Origin of the sequence: Streptomyces sp. NPDC086549, from assembly GCF_044746205.1 — a bacterium.
In the GTDB taxonomy this organism is placed as follows: Bacteria; Actinomycetota; Actinomycetes; order Streptomycetales; family Streptomycetaceae; genus Streptomyces.
Window position 1 is genome coordinate 305,040 of sequence record NZ_JBIVBS010000011.1, and the last position, 20,811, is coordinate 325,850.

A 20,811-nucleotide genomic window follows, 5' to 3' on the forward strand; every position below is an offset into this window, starting at 1 on the left:
CGCCCGCCTCCGCCCTACTTCCACGTTCCTCAAGCCCGAAAGGGGTGATCAGCCATGTCCGGGACCGCGTCCCTCCCTGCCGAGCGGGCCGTACCGAAAGACGTGCGCTGGGTGCTGCTCGGCGTGATGCTCGCGATGCTGCTGTCCATGCTCGACAACATGGTCGTGAGCACGGCAATGCCGACGATCGTCAGCGACCTGGGCGGCCTGGAGCACATTTCCTGGGTTGTCACCGCGTACACGCTGGTCACCGCCGTGACGACCCCGATCTGGGGCAAGCTGGGTGACCTGGTCGGACGCAAGCCCATGTACTTGGCGTCGATCGCCGTGTTCATCGTCGGCTCGGCATTGTGCGGCACCTCCCAGTCGATGACCGGGCTGATCGCCTTCCGCGTCGTGCAGGGCATCGGCGCGGGCGGCATCGGTGCGGGCGCCTTCGCTCTGATCGGCGCTCTCGTGCCGCCGCGTGAGCGCGGCAAGTACCAGGGCATGACCGCCTCGGTGATGGCGATCGGCACGATCGGCGGCCCGCTGCTGGGCGGGTTCGTCACCGGTCACTTCGACTGGCGCTGGGCTTTCTACCTCAATCTGCCGCTCGGCCTGGTGTCCCTGGTGTGGCTGTGGCTGATGCTGCACGTGCCGGCCAAGCGCATCAAGGCGACGATCGACTGGGCCGGCATCACCCTGCTGACCGCCTCCATCACCGCGATCGTGCTGGCCGCCACCTGGGCGGGCACCACCTACGCGTGGGGCTCGTGGCAGATCCTCGCGCTCGGTGCGGTGACCGCGATCGGGCTGGTCGCGTTCGTCGCCGTGGAGAAGCGGGTCAGCGAGCCGCTGCTGCCGCTGAGCGTGTTCACGAACCACCGCAACTATCCGCTCGCGATGGTGATGATCCTCGTCGCCGGTGTGGTCATGTTCGGTGCGGGCCTGTACCTGCCGCTGTTCCAGCAGACCGTGCAGGGCGCCTCCGCGACCAACTCGGGGCTGCTGATGCTGCCCATGATGATCCCCGTGGTGATCGCCTCGACCATCGCGGGCAAGGTCATGTCGGCCACCGGCAAGTACAAGATCTTCCCCGTCCTCGGCACCGTGTTCCTCACGGCCGGCCTGGGACTGCTGGTCACCATGGGCACCGGTACCTCGCAGCTGCTGACCAGCCTGTACATGGTCCTCGTCGGCATCGGCCTGGGCTTCACCATGCAGATGTCCGCCACCATCGCGCAGAACAGCGTGTCACTGCGCGACATGGGCGCCGCGATGAGCTCGGTCAACCTCTTCCGCACCCTGGGCGGATCCCTGGGCGTCGCGGTCTTCGGCTCGCTGTTCACCCGCACCGTCCAGCCGGCTCTGCCCGCCGGCGCCGAAACCGACCCCGACGCCCTGTATCACCTGCCCACCGGCGCGAAGGCCGCCTACCTGGACGCGGTCACGACCGGTACCAGCCACATCTTCCTGACCACCGCCTTCCTCGCCGCGCTCGCCTTCCTCGCCGCGCTCTTCGTCGTCGAAGTCCCGCTGAAGAAGGCCGGCCCGCCCGCACCGTCAGCCGACACCTCCAAGCACGCCCTCGCCTCCGCCGCCAACTGACCCGGCGTACGGCAACACAACACGCGCAACGCGAACGGAGCACCACCATGAACACCACCCCCACCCCGCGCATCGCCATCATCGGCGCCGGCCCCAGCGGCCTGACCTGCGCCCGCATCCTGCAGCAGCACGGCATCGCCGCCACCATCTACGACCACGAAGCCGGCCTCGACGCCCGCGACCAGGGCGGCACCCTGGATCTGCATGAGGACAACGGCCAGATCGCCCTGCGCGAAGCCGGACTGCTGGAGGACTTCTTCCGGCTCTCCCGTCCCGAAGGGCAGGAGACGCGTCAGATGGACCCGGCAGGCGCGGTCCTCTTCCACCACACCCCCGACGAAGGCGAACGCTTCAAGCCGGAGATCGACCGCGGTCAGCTGCGCGACCTCCTCCTGAACTCCCTCGAACCCGGCACCGTACGCTGGGGCCACACCCTGCGCTCCGTCGAAGGCCCCGCAACCGGCCCCCGGCAGCTGCACTTCACCAACGGCACTGTCGTCGAGGCCGACCTCGTCATCGGCGCCGACGGCGCCTGGTCCAAGGTCCGCCGCACCATCTCCGACGCCACCCCCCAGTACAGCGGCGTCAGCTTCCTCGAAGCCTGGTTCCACGACGTCGAGAACAAGCACCCCGAGATCGCCGAACTCGTCGGCCAGGGCAGCGCCGCGGCAGCCGACGGCGACCGCTGTCTGTTCGCCCAGCGCAACAGCGGCAATCACATTCGCGTCTACATCATCCAGCGCGTGCCCGCGGACTGGATCACCGCCGACGGCCTGACCATCCAGGACACCGACGGCATCCGAGCCCTCCTTCTGGATCGCTACCGCAACTGGTCACCGAGCCTGCGCCGACTGCTCGCCGACAACGACGGCCTCTATGTCGACCGCCCCATCTACGCCCTGCCGGTCCCGCACGCCTGGGAGCACAACCCCACGGTCACCCTGCTGGGCGATGCCGCCCACCTCATGCCGCCGCTTGGCGTCGGCGTCAACCTAGCCATGCTGGACGCCTGCGAACTCGCCCTCGCCATCGCGCACCACAACACCGTCGACGACGCCGTCCTCGCCTACGAGAAGACCATGCTGCCCCGCTCCGCCGAGATGCAGCAGCTCCTCGAGAACGGCGCCGAAGGACTACTCTCCACCGAACTGCCCGACTTCGCCACCGGCAAGGGCCACTGACGCCTTGTCGAGTGCAACGCGCTGGCCGCGATGACGCCTGTAGCGATCAGTAGCCCCGACCATGACGACTGCGTCGAGCTCCTGCACACGGCGCTCGACGCAGAGGTGGCGTTCTCGACGCCGCCAGCGAGTTCGATGAGCCCGAGACCGCCCCGTCAGAAGCGCGGGAGCACCTCGTTGATCTGCTTCGAGCTGAAACGCTGTTGATGGGTTCCCGTCAGCCTTTCGGCGCGAGCATTGTGCTGTCCAGGGGAAGGTCCCTCCTGGGGGCGGGTATGGAGGCGATGGTCAGCTTCCGCGGACGGGCCGACGAGGCCGAGAGCCACTCATGGAGTCAGTGGCGGCGCCGCGGGTACTGAGGAGACGTCCGGCCTGGTCCCGGACGCGCTCCGACCACGACCACCAACATGGGCGAGATCGGGAACGTGGAGACCACATCAATCAGGCTCGCAACCGTGAGCCCCAGCGCAATTGGGTACAGAGCCCGGAGCCGCCAAAGCCCCCGGTGGCCCGGGCCGTCGTGTGCGTGAATACTCTCTCGTTCGCCACCAACCGGGCCAGGGCGCTGCGTGAACTCGGCCACCTAGAGCGTATGTCAAAAGTGGCTGGCTGTGACTCTGTGGCCTGTGCTTCCATGCCGAAGTGAACATCGAGAACTCTGGAGTTGCCGTGGAAAGGCCAGGCCACTGGGTCCGGCGGAGGACTGATGGCGATGTCGAAACGTGCGTGCGGGTTCTGGAGGAAGTCCATCAATGTGACGGTTACCCGGTGAACTGGCCCGACCAGCCTGATGAATGGCTGTCGCACGCCTCGCAGTTGGGGGCCTGGGTCGCTGAACTCGGCGGCCGTCTCGTTGGACATGTCAGCTTGTCCCGCGGCGGTGAAGGAGATCTGGCCCCCGGTTTGTGGAGCGAGCGAAACGGGGCGAGTGAGGCCCTGACCGCAGTAGTCAGCCGGCTGTTCGTCGCCCCGCAGGCCAGGGGGCATGGGATCGGCGCACTGCTGATCGGCCAGGCCGCGGAGGAAGCACGACGTCGTGGACTGCATCCGGTGCTCGACGTGGTGGCATCTGATATTGCCGCGGCAGCCCTGTATGAGCGGCTGGGCTGGGAACTGATGGCCACGGTCGAGCAACGATGGAGCCCGTCTCAGATGGTGACGATTCACTGTTATGCGGCGGCATCGTGATGTGGCTGGTCACAGCCACTCGTTGATGACGGCGACGAGGACGGTCGCCTCGTAGCGGACCGCGAGCTTGTCGTACCTCGTGTCCACGGCGCGGTGCCTCTCAAGGCGACTGATGCCGCACTCGACCGCGTGCCGAGCCTTGTAGTCCTCCAGGTCGAACTTCGGTGGCCGGCCGCCGCGGGAGCCGCGGTTCTTGCGGTTCCGCGTCTGGTCGGCCTTGTCCGGAATGGTGCGCGGATGCCACGCCGCCGCAGGTAGGCGCGCTTGGTTCGGGAGGCATACGCCGAATAGGCACGTGGATTGGCCGTTTGGCGCGGTCGGCAGGGGCCGGAGCGAGACGTCCAGGACAGACGACAGTGGAGTCGATGTTGAGGTCCCAGGTGATCAGGTCCTTCGCGGCGGCCCGTGCCTGCAGGGCGATACAGATCCGATGCCAGGCGCCGTCCCGCTGCCAGCGGCGGAACAGGTCGTACACCCGGCCCCAAGGGCCGTACCCGGCGGACAAGTCTGCCCCGGGACACCGGCCTTGGTCGGAGCACATGTTCAGACGAAGGCCGCTTCCAGTACGGCGGATACCGGACCGAGTGATCAAGTTCGACGGACCATTCGACGCCAGATGTTAAAGATCAAGCTGGACGAGTAGTTCCGAACTCTGATCGGGTTGTTGATTCTGGTCCGAAGTGACCGCGAGGGTGTCCAAGTCTCTCCGTCCGATCACCGTGAAAGGAAGACTCACCATCGTGGGCACGGGCGGGGTCAGCCAAGAGCCGAGCTCGTAAGGTCAAGCACCAACCGGTTCCCCCAGTCATTGGTGAAGCCAGTGCTCGCGCCCTCGTCGTGCACTCCGACGAACGGGTTGGAGTGGAACATCACGGCGACCCACCGCAACGAGCGGTCGTCGTTGAGACGGGCCAGATAGCCGATGTTGCCCATCCCGCCGCCCCCGCCGGACATCCACCCTGATCCGTCCGGTAGCGGACTCTCGAAGTAGGCGTCCACCCCGTCGACGCCGTGCTCCTCAATGGCCTGGGCCACATCGAATGGTCCTCCGATACGGAACGGGACCGGCTGCCCAGCATCCGGGTGGTACGCCCCCGGACCCTCAACATGCAGCTCCAAACCAGTGTCGTCCGGCCGGTACAGCCCGTCACGAAACGGCATCTCCCCGACCTTCCACAGCTCTTCGACCATTCCCATAACTCATCCCACGGTCACTACTAAGCTTGTTCTATATCTTCGGCGGTCTAGGGCTGGGCAGGGTGGGCCCATGAAGGCGTCAAGCCCTTCGATGATCTTGCGGAGTTCGCGAGCTCCGCGAGGCGACATTGCTTGGATCACGCCGCCAAGTAGGGCACGGCCCTCAAGTGGGTTGCCGCAGCAGTACCAGTGCACGTTGCCGAACTCGTCGTCGTGCCAGAGCTCGCGTTCGGGGCGGTGGACGTAGTCCTTCCAGAGGCGCAACGCCGCGCTGGTGTCTCCCGGCCGGAGATAGTTCCGCGTGCGTTCAAGGCGAACGATCTCGGACAGTGCTCGTGGGGAGAGACGGTCGATGGTCGGCCTTGGGTCCTGTGACTGCTGTCGGTCCGGGATTCCGGCCCGGATGCGTCCTGGCCGTCTACGCGGCATGGACCTCTCGGTTGGTCGTCATGCCGTACATGGTGCCACGATCTCTAACGGTGTCTCGAACGGGTTCGCTCGCCCGGGGATTCGCCGGACGTGGGGGCGGCCTTCGTCTGATCATGTGCTCCGACCAAGGAGTGCACGTGACCACGACGAAGGCCGTGAGGGTGAGTCTGCTGCACCACGATGTCCGGCGGGAGGCATTCGCGGACGCGTCACGCTTGCGGAGAGAGTTCTACGAGTGCCCGACCGCCCGGCGTGATGAACTGGACGCGACCGCGGTCACCGCCGCCCAGCCGAGGGCTGTGACCGAGCGGCTCGTCGCGGCCCGCCAGTGGACGCCCGGAGACCCGGGCATCACGATCGTCATGGACGCCGGCTACGACGTCACGCGGTGCTCGCCGACCGCGGCTATCCCGGGGTGGACCTGTGGCGGGACTGGGCGGCCTCGGGCGCCGAGCTGTTGAAGAGGCTGGCGGGCAGCCGTTACAGCCTTGTTCCCGACGAGGTGCTGGCGGACGGGTCCTGGCTGACGACCATCTACGGGTACACCGACCGGCGGCGGGAACACGGCATCCAGGTCCGCGTCGTGGGCTACCAACTCGCGGTGGGCGGCGAGGAGTACACGCTGCTGACCACGCTGACCGACCACCAGCGGCACCCGGGCAGCGAACTCGCAGCCCTCTACACCGAACGCTGGGAGATCGAATCCACATTCAAGGAGCTCAAGGCCCAGCAGATCGGTGCCGGACAAGTACTGGCCAGCAAGACACCTGACGGAGTCTTCCAGCAGATCTGGGGCCACCTGCTCGTCCACTACGCACTACGCGTGCACATGCTCCAGGCCGCCCGCGCCAACGCCGAGAACCTCGACCCGGATCGCCTGTCATTCCTGACCTGCCTACGAGCCGCCCGCCGCATCACGATGATGCCGCCGGCGGACTTTCCCCCCTCAGCCTGACAGCGCTCTCGCCTTCGTCCTCGGCGAGCTCCTGGCCAACATCAACCCGCCGAGACGACCGCGCTCCAACCCGAGAACCGTGAAGCGGATCATCTCTCGCTACCTCATCAAAAAGCCCGGCCACCACGAAATGACAGCCCCACCCCGCACCCCCACGCTCGTCCCACCAACCCCTTAAACTAACGGTATTGGACCCGGAGCACACCTTCCGATTCGGAAAGCAGACCCTCGGCCGGACCACCCCGAAAATCCGTACTCCCCAGGCAGCGGACGGCTGGACCTGACTCCTGTTCGTCGCCCACACCCGGCTCCACCTCGCCCGACCCCTCGCCGCCGACCTCCGCCGCCCCTGGGAGAAGCCGGCCAAGCCCGAACTCCTCACCCCCGCGTCGGCAAAGCCGTCAAACGCCCCGAGACCGTCAAGGCCATCGGCAGACCCGGCAGATCCTGGCAGGGTGTCACCTGGAGATGCGGGCTTCGATGCCGTCGAGCAGGAAGTCGAGGCCGATCCGGAATGTGTGGTCGTCGTCCAGGTGGGCGGCATCGCGCACCACCGTGGCCAGCGCGGGGAATCGGCCAGTGGCGAAGGTTCGCTCCAGATAGGGTCCGAGCGAGGACTGCCAACGCCTCTCGTCCATCCCGGTGGCCCGCTCGGCACGCCGCTCGGCGATCTCCCGACGCACCGCACCGATCACGTACGCCTTGACTGCGGCGACCACCGGCATGATGGCGTCCACGTCGACGTCGCCCAGTGCGGCCACCACGGTCTCCCCACTGGCCAGCGCGTGCGGCCCGAGCTGGGGTCGGCCACCCAGTAGATCAGCGAGCCATTCGTGCTCATGAGCGGCGTGCCGAGTGGCTTCGGCAAGAGACCGGAGCACCTCCCGCCAGCCGTCTCCGACCGGCCGGATCTCGGCGTAGGCGGCGTCGACCATCAGGTCGAGCAACTCCTCCTTGCTGGCGATGTAGCTGTACAGCCGCATCGGACGGACGTCCAGCACGGTGGCGACCTTGCGCAGCGACACCGCATCCAGGCCGTCCGCGTCCGCCAGTTGGATCGCCGCTCGCACGATCCGTTCCCGGCTCAACGGGGCCGGCACGGGTCGATTCGGAGGCTCCGGCCTCTCCCACACCAACATGCCGCTAACAATACACCGCATCGAGCGATACAGTGTATCGGTCAGTACGGCGTATCAAGGGAGAGGCAACCATGACCATCGCCATCGTCGGAGCCGGCCTCGGCGGCCTGGCTCTCGCCCGTGTGCTGCACGTGAACGGCATAGATTCCGTCGTGTACGAACGCGAACCGTCACGCGATGCGCGCGATCAGGGCGGCATGCTCGACATCCACTCCGGCCAGCGGGCCCTGTGCGAGGCCGGTCTGATCGACCAGTTCCACGCGATTGCCCGTGGTGAAGGCCAGGACATGCGTCTTCTCGAGCCGGATGGCACCCTGCTGCTCCAGGAGGACACGCCCGACGACGCCCCGCTTGAGCGACCCGAGGTCGACCGCGCCGATCTTCGCAACCTGCTGCTGGATTCCCTCCCCGAAGACGTGGTGCGCTGGGGGCACACGTTCAAATCCGCCGACAACGGCCTGCTGCACTTCGCCGACGGCACCAGTGAGACGTATGACCTGCTGGTCGGCGCGGACGGCGCACAGTCCCGGGTCCGCGCGCTGCTCACCGACGCCCGCCCGGTGCATATCGGCCAGAACGTCGTCGAGGTCGGCATTCCCGACATCGATCGCACGCACCCCGACCTCGCGGCGATGGTCGGGCGCGGCACCTACTGGGTGCTCGGCAACGGACTGTCCCTGGCCGCGCAGCGCAACGGCGACGGCCGCGTTCGCATCGGCCTCAGCTTCTACAACACCGCCGAGGACTGGTTCACTACCAGCGGGATCCCGTTCGACGACCCGGCCGCCGCCCGGGCGCGGCTGATCGACCTGCTCCCCGGCTGGGACTCACGGTTCACCGCGCTGATCGCGGCCTGCGACGACACGGTCGTGCCGCGGTCGATCTCCACTCTCCCGGTCGGCCTGACCTGGCCGTCGACGCCAGGCGTCACGCTGCTCGGCGATGCCGCGCACCTGATGCCGCCGGTGGGAGAGGGTGCCAACATGGCACTGCTCGACGGCGCCCTGCTCGGTCTCGCGCTGGCCGCGCACCCGGACGACTTTCCCTCCGCCGTCAAAGAATACGAACGCGAGATGTTCGAACGCACCAGCGCTGCCGCCCGGATGTGCGCGGACATGAAGGCATTGCTGGCGTCGCCGGACGCAGCCCAGAAAATGCTCGCATTCTTCCAACCTGGCTGAAGGAACCGCTGCGATGCCCATCGCTGCGAGAGAGGGTGGGGAGTTTCGCAGCTGCCACCCGCAAGGGTGAGCGCGCTTAATGGCAGGTCTCAGTGCCGCTACACAAGTGCTGCTGATGTGAAATCAGCTCTGAGGCTATGCAGTGAAATCTGAGACCCTACATCGAGTAGGCGGCGTGGAGGGACGCCATGATGGGCTGGCCGTTGGCGTTCTGGCAGCGCACCGCCGCACAGTTGACGGCGGCATCCAGCACGCCGTGCGCGATTCCGAACGCCGGCGCGCCCGCTAGGAGCGATGCCAGGCAACGTCGCAGCCGCCCTCAACAACCCCGACCAACTCGACGAAGCAGCCGGAATGATGTCCGGCCAGCAAGGCGGCGCCGCCCGCGCCCCTCACAGGCCTCCAGGACGAGACCGAGGCAGCGGACGAACTCTTCGAGTTCGAGCTCGGTAGCCAGTCGAACCCGCCGACTTCCTTGAGGTCGGGCCGTCCCGGTGCTGTGATGAGGGATTTGTGAAGCCCGGCGCCTCGGGGCTGATCACGCCGTCGCGCAAGAACTCGAACACGCTGGGGGTGCGGGCTGGTTTCGGTTCCCTGCCCCGGTCACGAGCAGTCGAACCAGTGCCCGATGGGGCGGTCGGGGCAGGCGCGGCATTCGAAGATGTACACGCCTCCGGCGTCGCCGAGGCACAGGCCCGCGGGGTTGTCCGCGGCTTCGGCCCAACCGCTGTCGGTCCGGTCCTCTACCGGCAGCCACGTACGCCAGGACTCTCCGTCGAACTCCCAGCTCGCGACGGTCAAAAGGTGCTCCATGCGCCCGCCGCATGCTTCACACTCGGGCCAGCACGGTTCCTGTGTCCAGCCGGGGTAGCCACCCAGCTTGATCCCAGGTGCGTCGGCCAAGTGGTACCAGTAGTCCAGGCCGGTCGTGGCATGCAGCTCCTCGAAGCGTTGCCGCAGCGCGTCACGCATGTCGTAGGGAAGATCATGGCTCGGGTACTCGGTCACCAGCTCCGGGTGGACCACGCACGGGTTCGGATACCAGTCCGGGGGCAGCCCTTCCACCGGCGCCGGTGTGGGCAGCATGTCGCCGATCGCACGAGAGTCCCTCCAGTGCACCTGAGGCAAGGGGTAGCAGAACTCGCCGTGCGCGTAAGGGCACCACAGCACCTGAAGCAAGTCGGTCCCTTCGGGGAACGGGATGCCTGGGGCGTCGGTCTGGTTTACCTGTATGACGGGGACCATGGGCACGGCGGCCTGGAGTTCGTTCACGGTGTCGGGGTCGTAGTGCTCCTCCGCGCAGACAGGCCATGGCTCTGCCGCAGGCCACAACAGTGGTCCTCCAACGGAACTGTCGTGGCTGGAAGGGGAGCCGGCGCGCGGGTGCAGGCGAACGGCCTCACGGCGGAAGGGAATCAGCTCAGGGAAGAGCTTCTCCACGTTCACCGGGCGGACGGGAGTACGACGGGTCATGTACCGGACTCTAGGACCAGGCTATGACAGCCAACCCTATCGGCCCCGCGATCCCCGTTCCCGACTTTCCCCGTCACCACGGCCAAGCGCCCGACTGATCGTTTCAGAATGAAGTGCTTGGCCAGACGGTCATGCACTGCGAGGATGCGATTCCGACCGGGTGGTGGAGGGCGGGAGCACCTCATGACGCAGTGGCGGCTCTTGCGAGGGGACGTCCTGGTCGGTGAGCTCAGTGAGTACGGCTGCGATCAGCCGTTCTTCCTGGCCCGCTTCACCCCGGGGCCAGGATGGGAGAGCGTGAGGGCGTTGTTCGAGGGATGGGCGGCCCTCACAGGCCCGGACCCGGACGGATCTCGGACTGCTGCTGTGCTCAAGCCGTTGCAGGACTTGGAGCTCAGACTGGCTCCGGTTGACGGCCAGCAGCCTTCGTTGCAGGTCCTCAAGAACTGCATCCTGCGTATCAACGGGTCCGAGGCTCGCCTCCGCTACTGACGCGGAGCCGTTTGAACTGGTACAGCCAGGCTAAGGTGCGCTCGACCACCCACCGCGCCTTGCCCACCCCGGATCCGCGGGCGACACCGCGCCGGGCGATCACCGGCTTGATGCCGCGTCTCCACAGCAGGCAGCGGCATTTGTCGATGTCGTAGCCCCGGTCTGCGTACAGACGCCGACGTTTGTGGGGGCGCCGTCCTCGAAGCCCCCGGATCGGTGGAATCGCGTCCAGCAGGGGCAGGAGTTGTGTGACGCCGTGACGGTACCGCCGGCAAGCGTGGCGGCGAGCGGAGACCCATGGCGGTCGAAGTCGCGCAGTCGTCCAGGTCCTTTTCGTTATCGGTGCTGGTCAGCTTGCGCGAAGAAGCGAATCAGCTCCTTTGAGAGGAACTCTGGCTTCTCATCGGGGATCCAGTGCCCGCAGTTTTCGATGACGCCGCCGGACACGTTCTCCGCCACGAGACGCATGGACCCGATGGGGACGCTCCCCATCGAGTCGCTGCCACCGTAGGCGAGGACGGGGATAGTGAGCTTGTGCTTCGCCCATTCCCGGTTCTGGTCACCGCTCTCGGGGAACGCTCGATAGTACTCGAAGCCGGCCCGCATGCCGCCCAGCGATGAGTAGCATCTGACGCCAGGTCGGAGCGTTTGACGGTCTCGCGGGAGCGGCCGCATTCCACCGGGGTGGAGTCCACGACCCATACGTCGTCGCTCCACACCGAGGTGGTGGTGGCCAGGATCCGGTTGACGCTTCGCATCAGACCGGCGGCCTTGCGCAGCCGCTTGTTGTAGCCGGGCTGCTGGGGCAGGTAGGGGAAGAGGTGGCGCAGGTGGGCACGGGCATGGCGGAGCCATTTGGCCTCGGAGGTGTAGCCGAGTATGGCCTGCATCGTGGCGAGGGTGACCAGTTCGGCATCGCTCAGGCGGGGCGCAATGCCGACCGGCGGGCGCCACGGCGCCAGGTCGGGATGCTCTTTCAGGATGTCGTCGGTCGTCGCATAGAGTGCTGTCGCGAGGGTGTCCACGTCGTTCGCCATAAGACGATCTTGGACACCCTCGTTCTCGTCTCCGCAGGCACCCCTTGGACCACACCACCAGGAGGAACCAGTGTCATACCCGCACCTGCTCACCCCCGAGGAGAAGCTCGCCGACGCGAAGAAGCTGTTGAGCCTCCCGCGTATCGTCGTGATCTGCGGCTCCACCCGCTTCATGACCGAGATGAACGAGGCCGATCTACGGGAGACCAAAGCCGGAAAGATCGTCGTCAAACCGGGCTGTGACATGAAGTCGCCGCACGGACTTTGGTCCGATCCTGTCGAGGCCGAGGCGCTGAAGGTTCGACTCGACGATCTGCACCGGGCGAAGATCCGGCTCGCTGATGAGGTGCTCGTAGTCGGCGACTACATCGGAGACAGCACCCGAGCCGAAATCGCCTACGCCCGGTCGCTGGGCAAGCCCGTGCGGTTCACGCACCCCGAAGTCGACCCTGACGCCTGACCGCCCGCTGCCACCTCGACAACCAGGGCCGGCAGCCCGCCGCCTGACCGTCTCGCGGTGGCTTCGGCCGCCGCCCACCCCACACCCTCCGCAGGCATCCCTTGGAATTGATCATCCAGGGACCAGAGCACTCGTGCAGGTGACGGTGGCCGGCAGGTGTCACCGGAGGTCGGGTGAGACCTGGCGTCGGGAGAGAGTCAGCCTGCGGCGCTCTCGGTCGATCTCGATGACGACGACAGTGACCCTGTCGCCGACCTGGACGACGTCCTCCGGAGTTTCCACAGGCGTCCAGGTGAGCTCTCGCAGATGGATCAGTCCCTCAATGCCGTCGGCGACCCGAACGAAGACACCGAACGGGATCACTTTGGTGATCTGCCCATGCAGCGTCTGGCCCACCGTAATGCCTTCGACGAACACCTCGAAGGGGTCCGGCTGCATCGCTCTCAAGGACAGCCTGGCCTCACCGTTCCATGTGTCGAACTGGAGAAACTCGCATGAGACGCGCTGTCCGACCTGGACGACGTCCGACACCGCTTCAGCGTGCCGCCAGGACAACTCTGGGATCGTGATGAACCCGACGCCGGGGAAGACTGGGTGGTCAGGGCCGTTGTCCAGCGACACGAACACACCGAACCGCTCGATCGCCGCGACTGTGCCGGAAAGGATCTCGCCGCGCTGACGTGACTTCAAGAACTCCCAGAGTTCCGGATTCTCGGTGGCAGTCATTGCCAGCCGGACCCGGCCCTCATCCAGATCAACAGCGATCACCTCGGCAGTGATCCGCTGACCGACCTTCACAGCCGCAGCCATGTTCCAACGCCAGGAGACGTCCAGAGGCCAGACCGTCCCCAGCGGGTACGCGGAGAATCCGTCCAGGGTCACTGCCACCCCCTGAGGCCGTGCGACTTCTGCGACCGTCCCGCTGCAGAGGTCACCAACGTGGATCCCTGCCAGGAATACCCGGCCGGCCTGATCGTCTGATGCCGCCCCCATGACGTCAGCCTCTCATGAAGAGCGGTGAGCCGACCCTCAGGTTGTGCGGTCAGGCAGCCGCCTTGAGTGGGCGTCCGCCCCGGCTGGGACGCTCCCGGGGCGGGCTGACAACCGAGCTCCACCTGGCGGTCGAGCAGCGCGACGCCTGCGGATACGTCGCCCGGCGCGGCGCCGGACTGGCCGAAGCCGAGGGCCACGCACTTCGCCTTGCGGCAGTCGACGTTTCCGGCCACCGATCCCGATGCCTTGGCGCGGGCGGCGCGCGGCGATGTGTGCCCGTAGGTGGTGACCGTCAGGGCCAGAGTCAGCGCGACAGCCAGGACTGCGGCCACCGCCATAGCGACGGCGACGACGACGACGAATATGCGTGAGCGTCTTGAGCGCGTATGGAATGGAGGGGTCATGCGCAACCTTTCCTCGGATGGAGTTCCGGGGTTATCGCGTACGGGCGGGAGTCGGCTTCGCGGCTGGGGCCTGAAACTGCATGTCGAGCGTCAGGCGATGTCTCAGCAGGCGTCCGAGCCGACGCTCCACCGTTGTGTGGATGAGCAGGGACAGCCCCAGCATGCAGACGACGGACACCGCCATCGAAGGCAGCGGACCCAGCCTGGGAAAGACCCGGATCAAGCCTTTGGCCAGGGGAATTCCGATGCTTTGGTGGACGAGGTAGAAGGGGTAGGTGAGTGCCCCGGCGGTGACCAGCCAACGCCGTCGCAGCCTTGTCAGCGGTCCGACGCCGGTCAGTGCCAGCAGCCCGAGACACAGCGTGAGTACGGCCGCGCAGACGGCCCAGGAGGGCCGGCTCTCGCCGGGAGGTACGGCGGCGTGGTCGGCCACCCGGAGTTCGAGCACGGTGAGTTCGTAGCACCAGGCGAAGCCCAGCAGCAGCCACAGCAGGAGGCTCTGCCCGAACCTGTGCATGAGGTAGAGGACGATTCCGGCGACGAAGAGGCCGGTGTACCGGGGCAGTACGAATTCGGCGAGCAGGGGTGAGTGGAGTTCGAGGGCGATGACACCGGCCAGGAGCCAGGCTCCGCAAAAGATCACCACTCGCCGGTACGACAGCCCGAAGACGAGCAGCACGGCCATCAGCAGGTAGAAGCGGGCCTCCACCCAGAGCGTCCAGCCGACTCCGTCGACCAGTTCGAGCCCCAGTGGTCCCGGAGCCATCGTCAGGTTTCCCAGGACGGTGCGGGAGTCGATTCGGGTGGCGGCGGGCCCGCGGCCCATCCGCGAGACCACGACGAGCGCGACGGCCAGGAGTATGGCGCACCAGTAGGCCGGGAAGAGCCGTGCGATGCGGGAGACGGTGAACTGTCCGGGAGTCCGCCCCCAGCAGCTCATGCAGATGACGAAGCCGCTGATGGCGAAGAAGAACTCGACACCGAGCCAGCCGTAGCGGCTGATCTCGTGCAGAAACGGCGCTAGATTCCGGAGTTCGGTCTTCCCCCAGAAGTGCTGGGTGGGTGTCCCGACGAAGTGGTACGCGGCCACCATCATCGCTGCCACCAGGCGAAGCCCGTCCATCGCGGCCAGGCGCGCCGGCCCGCTCCGGGGACTGGGAGACGGCATGTCGGAGACCATCTCAGGCGGTGGGCAGAGGGGAGCGGTTGACACGTATCTTCGACTGGCCGTGCGGGCGCGCCTCCCAGTCCTCCATGAACCGCGCGTGCAGACCGTGCCGCCGCGCCAGGGCCAGGAGGGTCTCGGTGCGGTAGTAGAAGTCCTCGTGCAGCACCTGGTGTTCGGTGCCCTCGGTGCGGTCGAAGGTGAAGTCGAAGAAGCCGGTGTCGGTCAGCACGCGGCCGACGTGCGCAAGGCACTGGTCGATGACGTCCAGAGGCGAGTGGGAGAAGACGCTGTGCGCGTGGACGACGTCGAAGTGGTCGTCGGGCAGGAAGTCCAGGGTGAGGTCGCCGGTGATGGTCAGATGCGGCAGCTTGTCCTGGACGCGGCGCTCGACGAGGGTCTTCTTGGCGGCCATCAGGATGTCGGGCGAGATGTCGATGCCGTAGTAGTTGCCGGTGTCGAGGTGGCTGATGAAGCGCCAGCCGCCGCGCAGGTTGCCGCAGCCGATGTCGAGCATGCGGTGGTCGGGGCGCAGCCCGTGTTCGACGAGGTAGTCGAACTGCATCTGCCCGAGCGCCAGCCAGCGGTCGTGGGTCTGGCTGCCGACGGCGGCCTCCGGGTTGCGGCGGGTGTCCGAGGCCATCACAGCGCGGTAGTAGCCGACGTGGTCGGGGTGCTTGAGGCGCAGCCATGCGTCCCGGCCGGCCCGGCGCAGGTACGGGACGACGCGGCCGGGGTGGCGCAGGGCGTAACCGGTCTTGTGGGTGAGGGCGGCGCGGTTGTTGCGCAGTTTCTTCGGTGACGTGGCGTCGGCGGGCATGGCGAAGCGACCTCCGTGCAGTAGCAGTAGGTGATCCCGGTGCGGGAAAGACATGAAGAGGTGGAGCGGATGGCCCCGATACGGCCGCCGCGATCAGACGCGGCGCCGCAGGAGCAGCACGGCGGCGACCGTGAGCAGCACGGCGAGGCCGCCGAGGACCGCGGTGTCGGTCCACTGGAAGGTCCAGTAGTCACCGGCCGGGTTGGCCTCGTAGAAGCGGGCCACGTACCCGTGCGCCGCCATGCATTCCTTGAGCTGGGCGCCTGACGGGAAGGGGCATTTCAGCACGTCGTCGTGGCGGCCGGAGGCGGTGATCAGGCCGTAGGTGCCGGTCGACCACTTCTCTCCCATCAGCGGTTTGGGGATGCTGCCGGTGCTGACGTAGGTGTGCGGCGGGACCAGCAGCCGGGTCCGGTGCGTCCACTCCAGCAAAAGCGTCATCACCCCCGTCACCAGCAGGGTCAGGCCCATCGCCGCCAGGACCCGGCGGGCCAGCAGGCCCAGCAGGGTGCCGGCCGCCAGGCCGAACAAGGCGGCCGCGACGACGCGGGGGCCCGAGCCGCTCAGGGCCGTGCCGTCGTACCAGAACAGGCCGTAGCTCCGGTCGGCGGCCGGTCGCCACCACCAGGCGAAGACTCCCGCGAGCAGGCCGGAGAGGGCGATCGTGGTCGCCGCGGCCAGGGCGAATCGGGAGGCGAACCACTGACCCCGGCTCACGCCCTGGGCGAGGATCATGCGGTGGGTGCCCAGCTCCCGGTCGCGGCCCAGCAGCGGGGCGCCCCAGAAGACGCCGATCAGGACGGGCAGGGCGATGTTCAGCGCCCCGAGGTACTTCAGCGGCTCGACGTCGAGCAGCAGGGGCAGGCCGGTGTCGGACCGTGTGCAGTACAGCGGCCCTGTGGCGCAGTGGTCGAACAGTCCGCTGTGCAGGGCGTCCAGCATGCCCGAGCGGTAGTACGCGGCGATCGCAGCGGCGACGACCAGCGCGGCCGCGCCGATGCCGGCCGACACGCGTTGCTGGCGCCATGCGAGCCAGAGGGAGCCCTTCACGCCGCCGCCTCCGTGCTCTCGGCGAGAGCGGTGGCGGGGTGCCCCGGCTCACCGGCCTGGAGATAGCCGATCAGGACGTCCTCCAGTCCGGGCCGTTCGACGTGCCAGTCGCCGCGCAGCGGTCCGTGCTGCCGTATCAGGGCGGTCAGCTGTCTGCCGGCGGTGCGGCGCTGCACGACTGTGTGCTGTCCGGCCAGGGTGTCGGCCTGGCCGGCGGGTCCGGTCAGTACGGCATGGCTCCCGCGCAGTGCCTCGGCGTCCTCGCTCAGCTCGACGCTGCCGTCCCGCAGTACCAGCACCCAGTCGCAGGTCTCCTCGAGTTCGGGCAGGACATGAGAGGAGAGAACGATGCTCATGCCGCGCTCCGCGGCCTCGGCCATCAACTCCGCCATGATCTCGCCTCGTGCCACGGGGTCGAGGTCGGCCAACGGCTCGTCCAGCAGCAGGAGTTCGGGGCGCTTGCCCAGCGCCAGGGCGAGCGCGACGCGAGTGCGCCGCCCGGGGGACAGCTCGCCGACGCGCGCGTGCAGCGGAATGCCGCCCTCGCGCACGATCCGCTCGGCGGTCGCCCGGTCCCACGAGGAGTTCAGCTTCTCGCCCATCAGCAGGGTGTCCGCCACGGTGACGCGCGGGTAGAGCGGCTTGTCCTGGGTGAGCAGCGCGACGCGGGCGCGGGCCTCGGACGTGCCGGGTACGGTGCCCAGCACACGAAGTTCCCCGGAGCCGGGCCGCAGCAGGCCGCCGGCCAGGTGCAGCAGGGTGCTCTTGCCGGCGCCGTTGCGTCCGACGAGGGCGGTGATACGACCGCCGGGCACGGTGAACTCGCAGTCCCGCAGGGCCCAGCCGCCCCGCCTCCGGTACCGGAATCCCAGTCCCGTGGCGCACAGTGCGGCCGACGCGTCAGGCCAGGTCATGCGTCCTCCTCCTTTCGTCCCCGGTGGCCCGGGGTCTTGCTGTCGTGCTCGTTGTCGTAGGCGTCCAGTGCGGCTGTGACCAGGGCGAGGACATCGGCCCGCTCCAGCCCCGCGGCCCGCGCGCGGGCCACCCAGTCGGTGAGCTCCCGACGCAGCGGGGAGTCGTCCTCCGCGCCGGGCCGGGCGAGCGACCGCGTCACGAAGGTCCCGAGGCCACGGCGCAGTTCGACCAGACCGGCCTGCTCCATGTCGCGGTAGGCCCGCAGCACGGTGTTGGGGTTGATGGCGGTCGCCGCCACCACCTCCCTGGCCGTGGGCAGCTTGTCCCCGACCTGCAAGGTGCCCATCCGGAGAGCCCGTTCGGTCTGCTCGACGATCTGCACGTAGGCCGGTACGCCGCTGCCACGGTCGATCCGGTAGTCGATCACGTCGCCTTCCTCGGTTCCACCATGCTTGTATTAATGAATTAATGGAAGCATGGTGGATGTCCGGCGGCGATGTCAAACGCCGAAGGGCACCACCCGCCGACCACAGACCGGGCGCGAAACGCTCATGGCCAAGGGGCCGTCAAGCGATCACGCTGACGCGTAGCTCGCGGAACAGATCCTGCGCCCGCTCCACGTCCCTCGGCGTGCGAAGCTGCGCCTCCAGGTCACCCGTCCCGTGGTGGCCGAGACCGGACACGTCCCGGGTTAAACCCCGGAACGAGGTCGACGTGCTTCGGGTCGGCCTTCAGGCAGACCAGGAGCTTGCTCCGCTGCGGCGGACAGACGCACGCGAAATTCCGCAGACGCTGATACGCCCGGTACTGCTCGCGCTCGACGCGGTTCACACCGTCTCCTCGACCGAGCAACGCTTCCTCGACCGCGGCTGCCGAAGAGGCGGTAGCGGACCAGGTCGATCGACCACCGGTGCTCACGCTCGGCGTGCACGTCGTGGCACGTGAAGTCGCCGGCAATACAGATCAGTCGCAGTCCGCTCCACAGCACCTGGGACGCGGCCGTGGCCCCAAGCCGGTCGCGGACCAGGCGCTCGAACTCGGCCCGGTGGTCCATCAACCACGACAGGTAGAACAAGCCCTGCTTGATGACGCCGGCTTCGACGCCCTGCTTGTACTCGACGATGACCGGCACCCCGTTCTCGTCCAGCCCGAGCGAGTCGATCCGACCCCCGGGGGGGATCGGCCCGGTGCCGTACTCACTCGCCAGGAACCGGACGCCCAACAGCGTCTCCATATGCGCCTCGACGAGGCCCTGCACATCTGCCTCGACCTCAGCCAGGACGCGGCGTGACCTCGGTCGTACCGCTATTCGTCCTATTCGCGCGGAACAGCTTCGGGCCCGACACCTTCCCCTCCGCGGCTCGAAGAGCGCCAACGCCGCCGCGCCGCGTCGGGTCGGGATTGTTTCCGCGAGGGGCTTCGAGACGTGAAAGAAGCGTGAGAGCTACGTCCGGGCCACCGAAAGACACCCGCGTCCCATGGTTCCCAGGGATCACCAGATCCGTAGCGTCATCGAACAAGTCATACGGTCAGTGCAGGCCAGAACCGCCGGGGCGCGCGCAAGGTCCGGCGCTATTGGCGGCGTTCGGCCCACTGCGCGGCTCACGGGGGAACACGGGTAAGCAGCCGGCCGGTCACAAGCGCAACACGCAGCAGGTGTGGGGCAGCCACTCGATCCGCTCGGTTCGGTGTTCGGTTCAGCCGCGGCGGTCAGTGGCTGCCCCGTCAGAGCGCCGTAGGTACCCGTTTCGGCGGGACGCCGACGGGTGGCACAAGAAGGTGTGTTTCAGACCTGCTCTGCCGCTGAGCCGGCACGATAGGGCACCGCGAGGGAGCCGCCCAGCACCATCGAACACCTCGGTCTCGTGATCACGATGGGGTATGTACCGGACACGAACACTGCGGCCTCCCTGGTCCGGCCGTCCACCCGCCGACGTAGTCAGGGCCGCGCCGGCGCACCCGGCGGCCGGCCAGCTTCCGCGACGGCCGTCATTCCGGAGCAACCACCAGGAGGGCACGGCAGGATGCCGCGCCCTCCTGGTGGTGGGTTGCCGCTTGGTCCCGGGGTGGGGTAGTCAGTATCGGGCGCCGACGGGGGCGGGAATGGCGTCGAGGTCGGTGAGGTCGGTCGGGGAGAGGCTGATGTCTGCGCCGCCTGCGTTGTCGGCGAGGTACTTGGGGGTCTTGGTGCCGGGGATGGGGACGACGTGCCGGCCCTGGGCGGCGAGCCAGGCGAGGGCGACCTGTGCGGGGGTGGCGCCGATCCGGTCGGCGACGGCGCGGACCTTTGCCGCGATGTCGAGGTTGGCTTGGAGGTTGTCCTGCTGGAAGCGCGGCAGCCGGCGCCGCTGGTCGTTGTGCGGCAGTTCGTCGAAGGAGCTGAAGCGGCCGAGGAGCAACCCGCGGCCCAGCGGCGAGTACGGCAGCAGGCCGATGCCGTGCTCCTCGCAGTAGGGCAGGACCTCTGCCTGGACGTCGCGGGTCCACAGGGAGAACTCGGACTGCACGGTGGTGACCGGGTGGATGGCCTGGGCGCGCCGGATCTGCTCGACGCCGACCTCGGACAGACCCACGTAACGGGCCTTGCCGGCGGTGACGGCCTCGGCCAGGGCGCCCCAGGTCTCCTCGATCGGGACCTCGGGGTCGACGCGGTGGAGCTGGTAGAGGTCGATGTGGTCGGTGCGCAGGCGGCGCAGGCTGGCGTCGATGGCGGCGCGGACATGTTCGGGCCGGCCGTTGGGCCTGACCAGTGGGGCACCGCCGGGGCCGCCGGTGGGGTCGATGCACTCCATGCCCACCTTGGTGGCGATCACAGCGCGGTCGCGTCGGTCGGCCAGGGCCCGGCCGACGAGTTCCTCGTTGGTGTAGGGGCCGTAGACGTCGGCGGCGTCGATCAACGTCATGCCCAGGTCGAGGGCCTGGTGGATGACGGAGACGGAGGTGGCTTCGTCGCGTGGGCTGGCCATGTCGTAGGCGAAGCTCATCCCCATGGCGCCCAGGCCGATGACACCGACTTCCGGTCCGTGGGTGCCCAGGGTGGTGTTGCGCATGCTGTGTCCTGCCTTCGTACCGGAACGGAGGGCCGCTGGATCACAGCCCATGAACGGAAAGCCGCTGGACCGACGATCCCCTGCGGCCTGTC

The 20,811-nt window shown here is 67.7% G+C and carries 19 protein-coding genes and 4 pseudogenes; 8 read left to right on the top strand and 15 right to left on the bottom strand.

Going from position 1 to position 20,811, the window contains the following annotated elements; translation table 11 throughout:
* Positions 1–54 precede the first annotated feature (54 nt).
* The 3 genes from ACIPSA_RS31435 to ACIPSA_RS31445 all read left to right on the top strand — a co-directional run bounded on the left by ACIPSA_RS31435 (position 55) and on the right by ACIPSA_RS31445 (position 3,959).
* On the top strand, positions 55–1,590 hold the full coding sequence (locus ACIPSA_RS31435; RefSeq protein WP_402640400.1) for an MDR family MFS transporter: 1,536 nt from the start codon (positions 55–57) through the stop codon (positions 1,588–1,590).
* Positions 1,591–1,637: 47 nt separating this feature from the next.
* Entirely contained in the window at positions 1,638–2,771 is a 1,134-nt protein-coding gene (locus tag ACIPSA_RS31440) for an FAD-dependent oxidoreductase (RefSeq protein ID WP_402640403.1), read from the top strand.
* A gap of 642 nt (positions 2,772–3,413) precedes the next feature.
* Complete coding sequence (locus ACIPSA_RS31445; protein WP_402640405.1) at positions 3,414–3,959, top strand: GNAT family N-acetyltransferase; 546 nt, start codon at positions 3,414–3,416, stop codon at positions 3,957–3,959.
* A 756-nt stretch (positions 3,960–4,715) separates the two neighbouring features.
* Here the strand turns inward: ACIPSA_RS31445 and ACIPSA_RS31450 are convergent.
* On the bottom strand, positions 4,716–5,150 hold the full coding sequence (locus ACIPSA_RS31450; RefSeq protein WP_402640408.1) for a hypothetical protein: 435 nt from the start codon (positions 5,148–5,150) through the stop codon (positions 4,716–4,718).
* A 572-nt stretch (positions 5,151–5,722) separates the two neighbouring features.
* Here ACIPSA_RS31450 and ACIPSA_RS31455 point away from each other — a divergent pair.
* From ACIPSA_RS31455 to ACIPSA_RS31465, 3 genes and pseudogenes are all read left to right on the top strand, one after another.
* On the top strand, positions 5,723–6,046 hold the full coding sequence (locus tag ACIPSA_RS31455) for a hypothetical protein (RefSeq protein WP_402640411.1): 324 nt from the start codon (positions 5,723–5,725) through the stop codon (positions 6,044–6,046).
* Complete coding sequence (locus ACIPSA_RS31460) at positions 5,974–6,540, top strand: transposase (protein ID WP_402640414.1); 567 nt, start codon at positions 5,974–5,976, stop codon at positions 6,538–6,540. The genes ACIPSA_RS31455 and ACIPSA_RS31460 overlap by 73 nt, the downstream gene beginning before the upstream one ends.
* Positions 6,541–6,731: 191 nt before the next feature.
* A pseudogene (locus ACIPSA_RS31465) lies at positions 6,732–6,995 on the top strand (transposase); the annotation flags it as partial.
* A gap of 3 nt (positions 6,996–6,998) precedes the next feature.
* Here ACIPSA_RS31465 and ACIPSA_RS31470 read toward each other — a convergent pair.
* Positions 6,999–7,679: a TetR/AcrR family transcriptional regulator gene (locus tag ACIPSA_RS31470; RefSeq protein ID WP_402640416.1), complete on the bottom strand. Its 681-nt coding sequence runs from the start codon at positions 7,677–7,679 to the stop codon at positions 6,999–7,001.
* A 71-nt stretch (positions 7,680–7,750) separates the two neighbouring features.
* Here ACIPSA_RS31470 and ACIPSA_RS31475 point away from each other — a divergent pair, with 71 nt between their 5' ends.
* Complete coding sequence (locus tag ACIPSA_RS31475; RefSeq protein WP_402640418.1) at positions 7,751–8,860, top strand: FAD-dependent oxidoreductase; 1,110 nt, start codon at positions 7,751–7,753, stop codon at positions 8,858–8,860.
* A 603-nt stretch (positions 8,861–9,463) separates the two neighbouring features.
* Here ACIPSA_RS31475 and ACIPSA_RS31480 read toward each other — a convergent pair.
* From ACIPSA_RS31480 to ACIPSA_RS31495, 4 genes and pseudogenes are all read right to left on the bottom strand, one after another.
* On the bottom strand, positions 9,464–10,333 hold the full coding sequence (locus tag ACIPSA_RS31480) for a DUF1963 domain-containing protein (RefSeq protein ID WP_402640420.1): 870 nt from the start codon (positions 10,331–10,333) through the stop codon (positions 9,464–9,466).
* Positions 10,334–10,823: 490 nt separating this feature from the next.
* Positions 10,824–11,131 (bottom strand): annotated as a pseudogene (locus tag ACIPSA_RS31485) (transposase); the annotation flags it as partial.
* Between the two features lie 30 nt (positions 11,132–11,161).
* Positions 11,162–11,431 carry an alpha/beta fold hydrolase gene (locus ACIPSA_RS31490; RefSeq protein ID WP_402640550.1) on the bottom strand — a complete coding sequence of 90 codons (270 nt, stop codon included), beginning with the start codon at positions 11,429–11,431 and terminating at the stop codon, positions 11,162–11,164.
* Positions 11,431–11,862 (bottom strand): annotated as a pseudogene (locus tag ACIPSA_RS31495) (IS982 family transposase); the annotation flags it as partial. The gene ACIPSA_RS31490 and the pseudogene ACIPSA_RS31495, both read right to left, overlap by 1 nt.
* Positions 11,863–11,932: 70 nt before the next feature.
* Between ACIPSA_RS31495 and ACIPSA_RS31500 the strand changes: the two are divergent.
* The gene (locus ACIPSA_RS31500; RefSeq protein ID WP_402640423.1) at positions 11,933–12,322 is read left to right on the top strand and encodes a hypothetical protein; all 390 of its coding nucleotides are present in this window, start codon (positions 11,933–11,935) and stop codon (positions 12,320–12,322) included.
* Between the two features lie 159 nt (positions 12,323–12,481).
* Here ACIPSA_RS31500 and ACIPSA_RS31505 read toward each other — a convergent pair whose 3' ends face one another.
* From ACIPSA_RS31505 to ACIPSA_RS31545, 9 genes and pseudogenes are all read right to left on the bottom strand, one after another.
* Complete coding sequence (locus tag ACIPSA_RS31505) at positions 12,482–13,315, bottom strand: S1 RNA-binding domain-containing protein (RefSeq protein ID WP_402640425.1); 834 nt, start codon at positions 13,313–13,315, stop codon at positions 12,482–12,484.
* Positions 13,201–13,719 (bottom strand): hypothetical protein, encoded by a 519-nt coding sequence (locus tag ACIPSA_RS31510; RefSeq protein WP_402640553.1) that lies wholly within the window; start codon positions 13,717–13,719, stop codon positions 13,201–13,203. Before ACIPSA_RS31510 ends, ACIPSA_RS31505 begins: the two co-directional genes overlap by 115 nt.
* A gap of 31 nt (positions 13,720–13,750) precedes the next feature.
* A complete protein-coding gene (locus ACIPSA_RS31515) occupies positions 13,751–14,887 on the bottom strand; it encodes an acyltransferase family protein (RefSeq protein WP_402640427.1) in 1,137 nt (378 codons plus the stop codon).
* A 13-nt stretch (positions 14,888–14,900) separates the two neighbouring features.
* Complete coding sequence (locus tag ACIPSA_RS31520) at positions 14,901–15,704, bottom strand: class I SAM-dependent methyltransferase (protein WP_402640430.1); 804 nt, start codon at positions 15,702–15,704, stop codon at positions 14,901–14,903.
* Positions 15,705–15,797: 93 nt separating this feature from the next.
* Complete coding sequence (locus ACIPSA_RS31525) at positions 15,798–16,754, bottom strand: transporter (RefSeq protein WP_402640431.1); 957 nt, start codon at positions 16,752–16,754, stop codon at positions 15,798–15,800.
* Entirely contained in the window at positions 16,751–17,668 is a 918-nt protein-coding gene (locus ACIPSA_RS31530; protein WP_402640434.1) for an ATP-binding cassette domain-containing protein, read from the bottom strand. The genes ACIPSA_RS31525 and ACIPSA_RS31530 overlap by 4 nt, the downstream gene beginning before the upstream one ends.
* The gene (locus tag ACIPSA_RS31535; RefSeq protein WP_402640436.1) at positions 17,665–18,096 is read right to left on the bottom strand and encodes a GntR family transcriptional regulator; all 432 of its coding nucleotides are present in this window, start codon (positions 18,094–18,096) and stop codon (positions 17,665–17,667) included. The genes ACIPSA_RS31530 and ACIPSA_RS31535 overlap by 4 nt, the downstream gene beginning before the upstream one ends.
* A gap of 147 nt (positions 18,097–18,243) precedes the next feature.
* Positions 18,244–19,015, bottom strand: a pseudogene (locus tag ACIPSA_RS31540) (transporter).
* Between the two features lie 729 nt (positions 19,016–19,744).
* On the bottom strand, positions 19,745–20,719 hold the full coding sequence (locus ACIPSA_RS31545) for an aldo/keto reductase (RefSeq protein ID WP_402640438.1): 975 nt from the start codon (positions 20,717–20,719) through the stop codon (positions 19,745–19,747).
* Positions 20,720–20,811 lie beyond the last annotated feature (92 nt).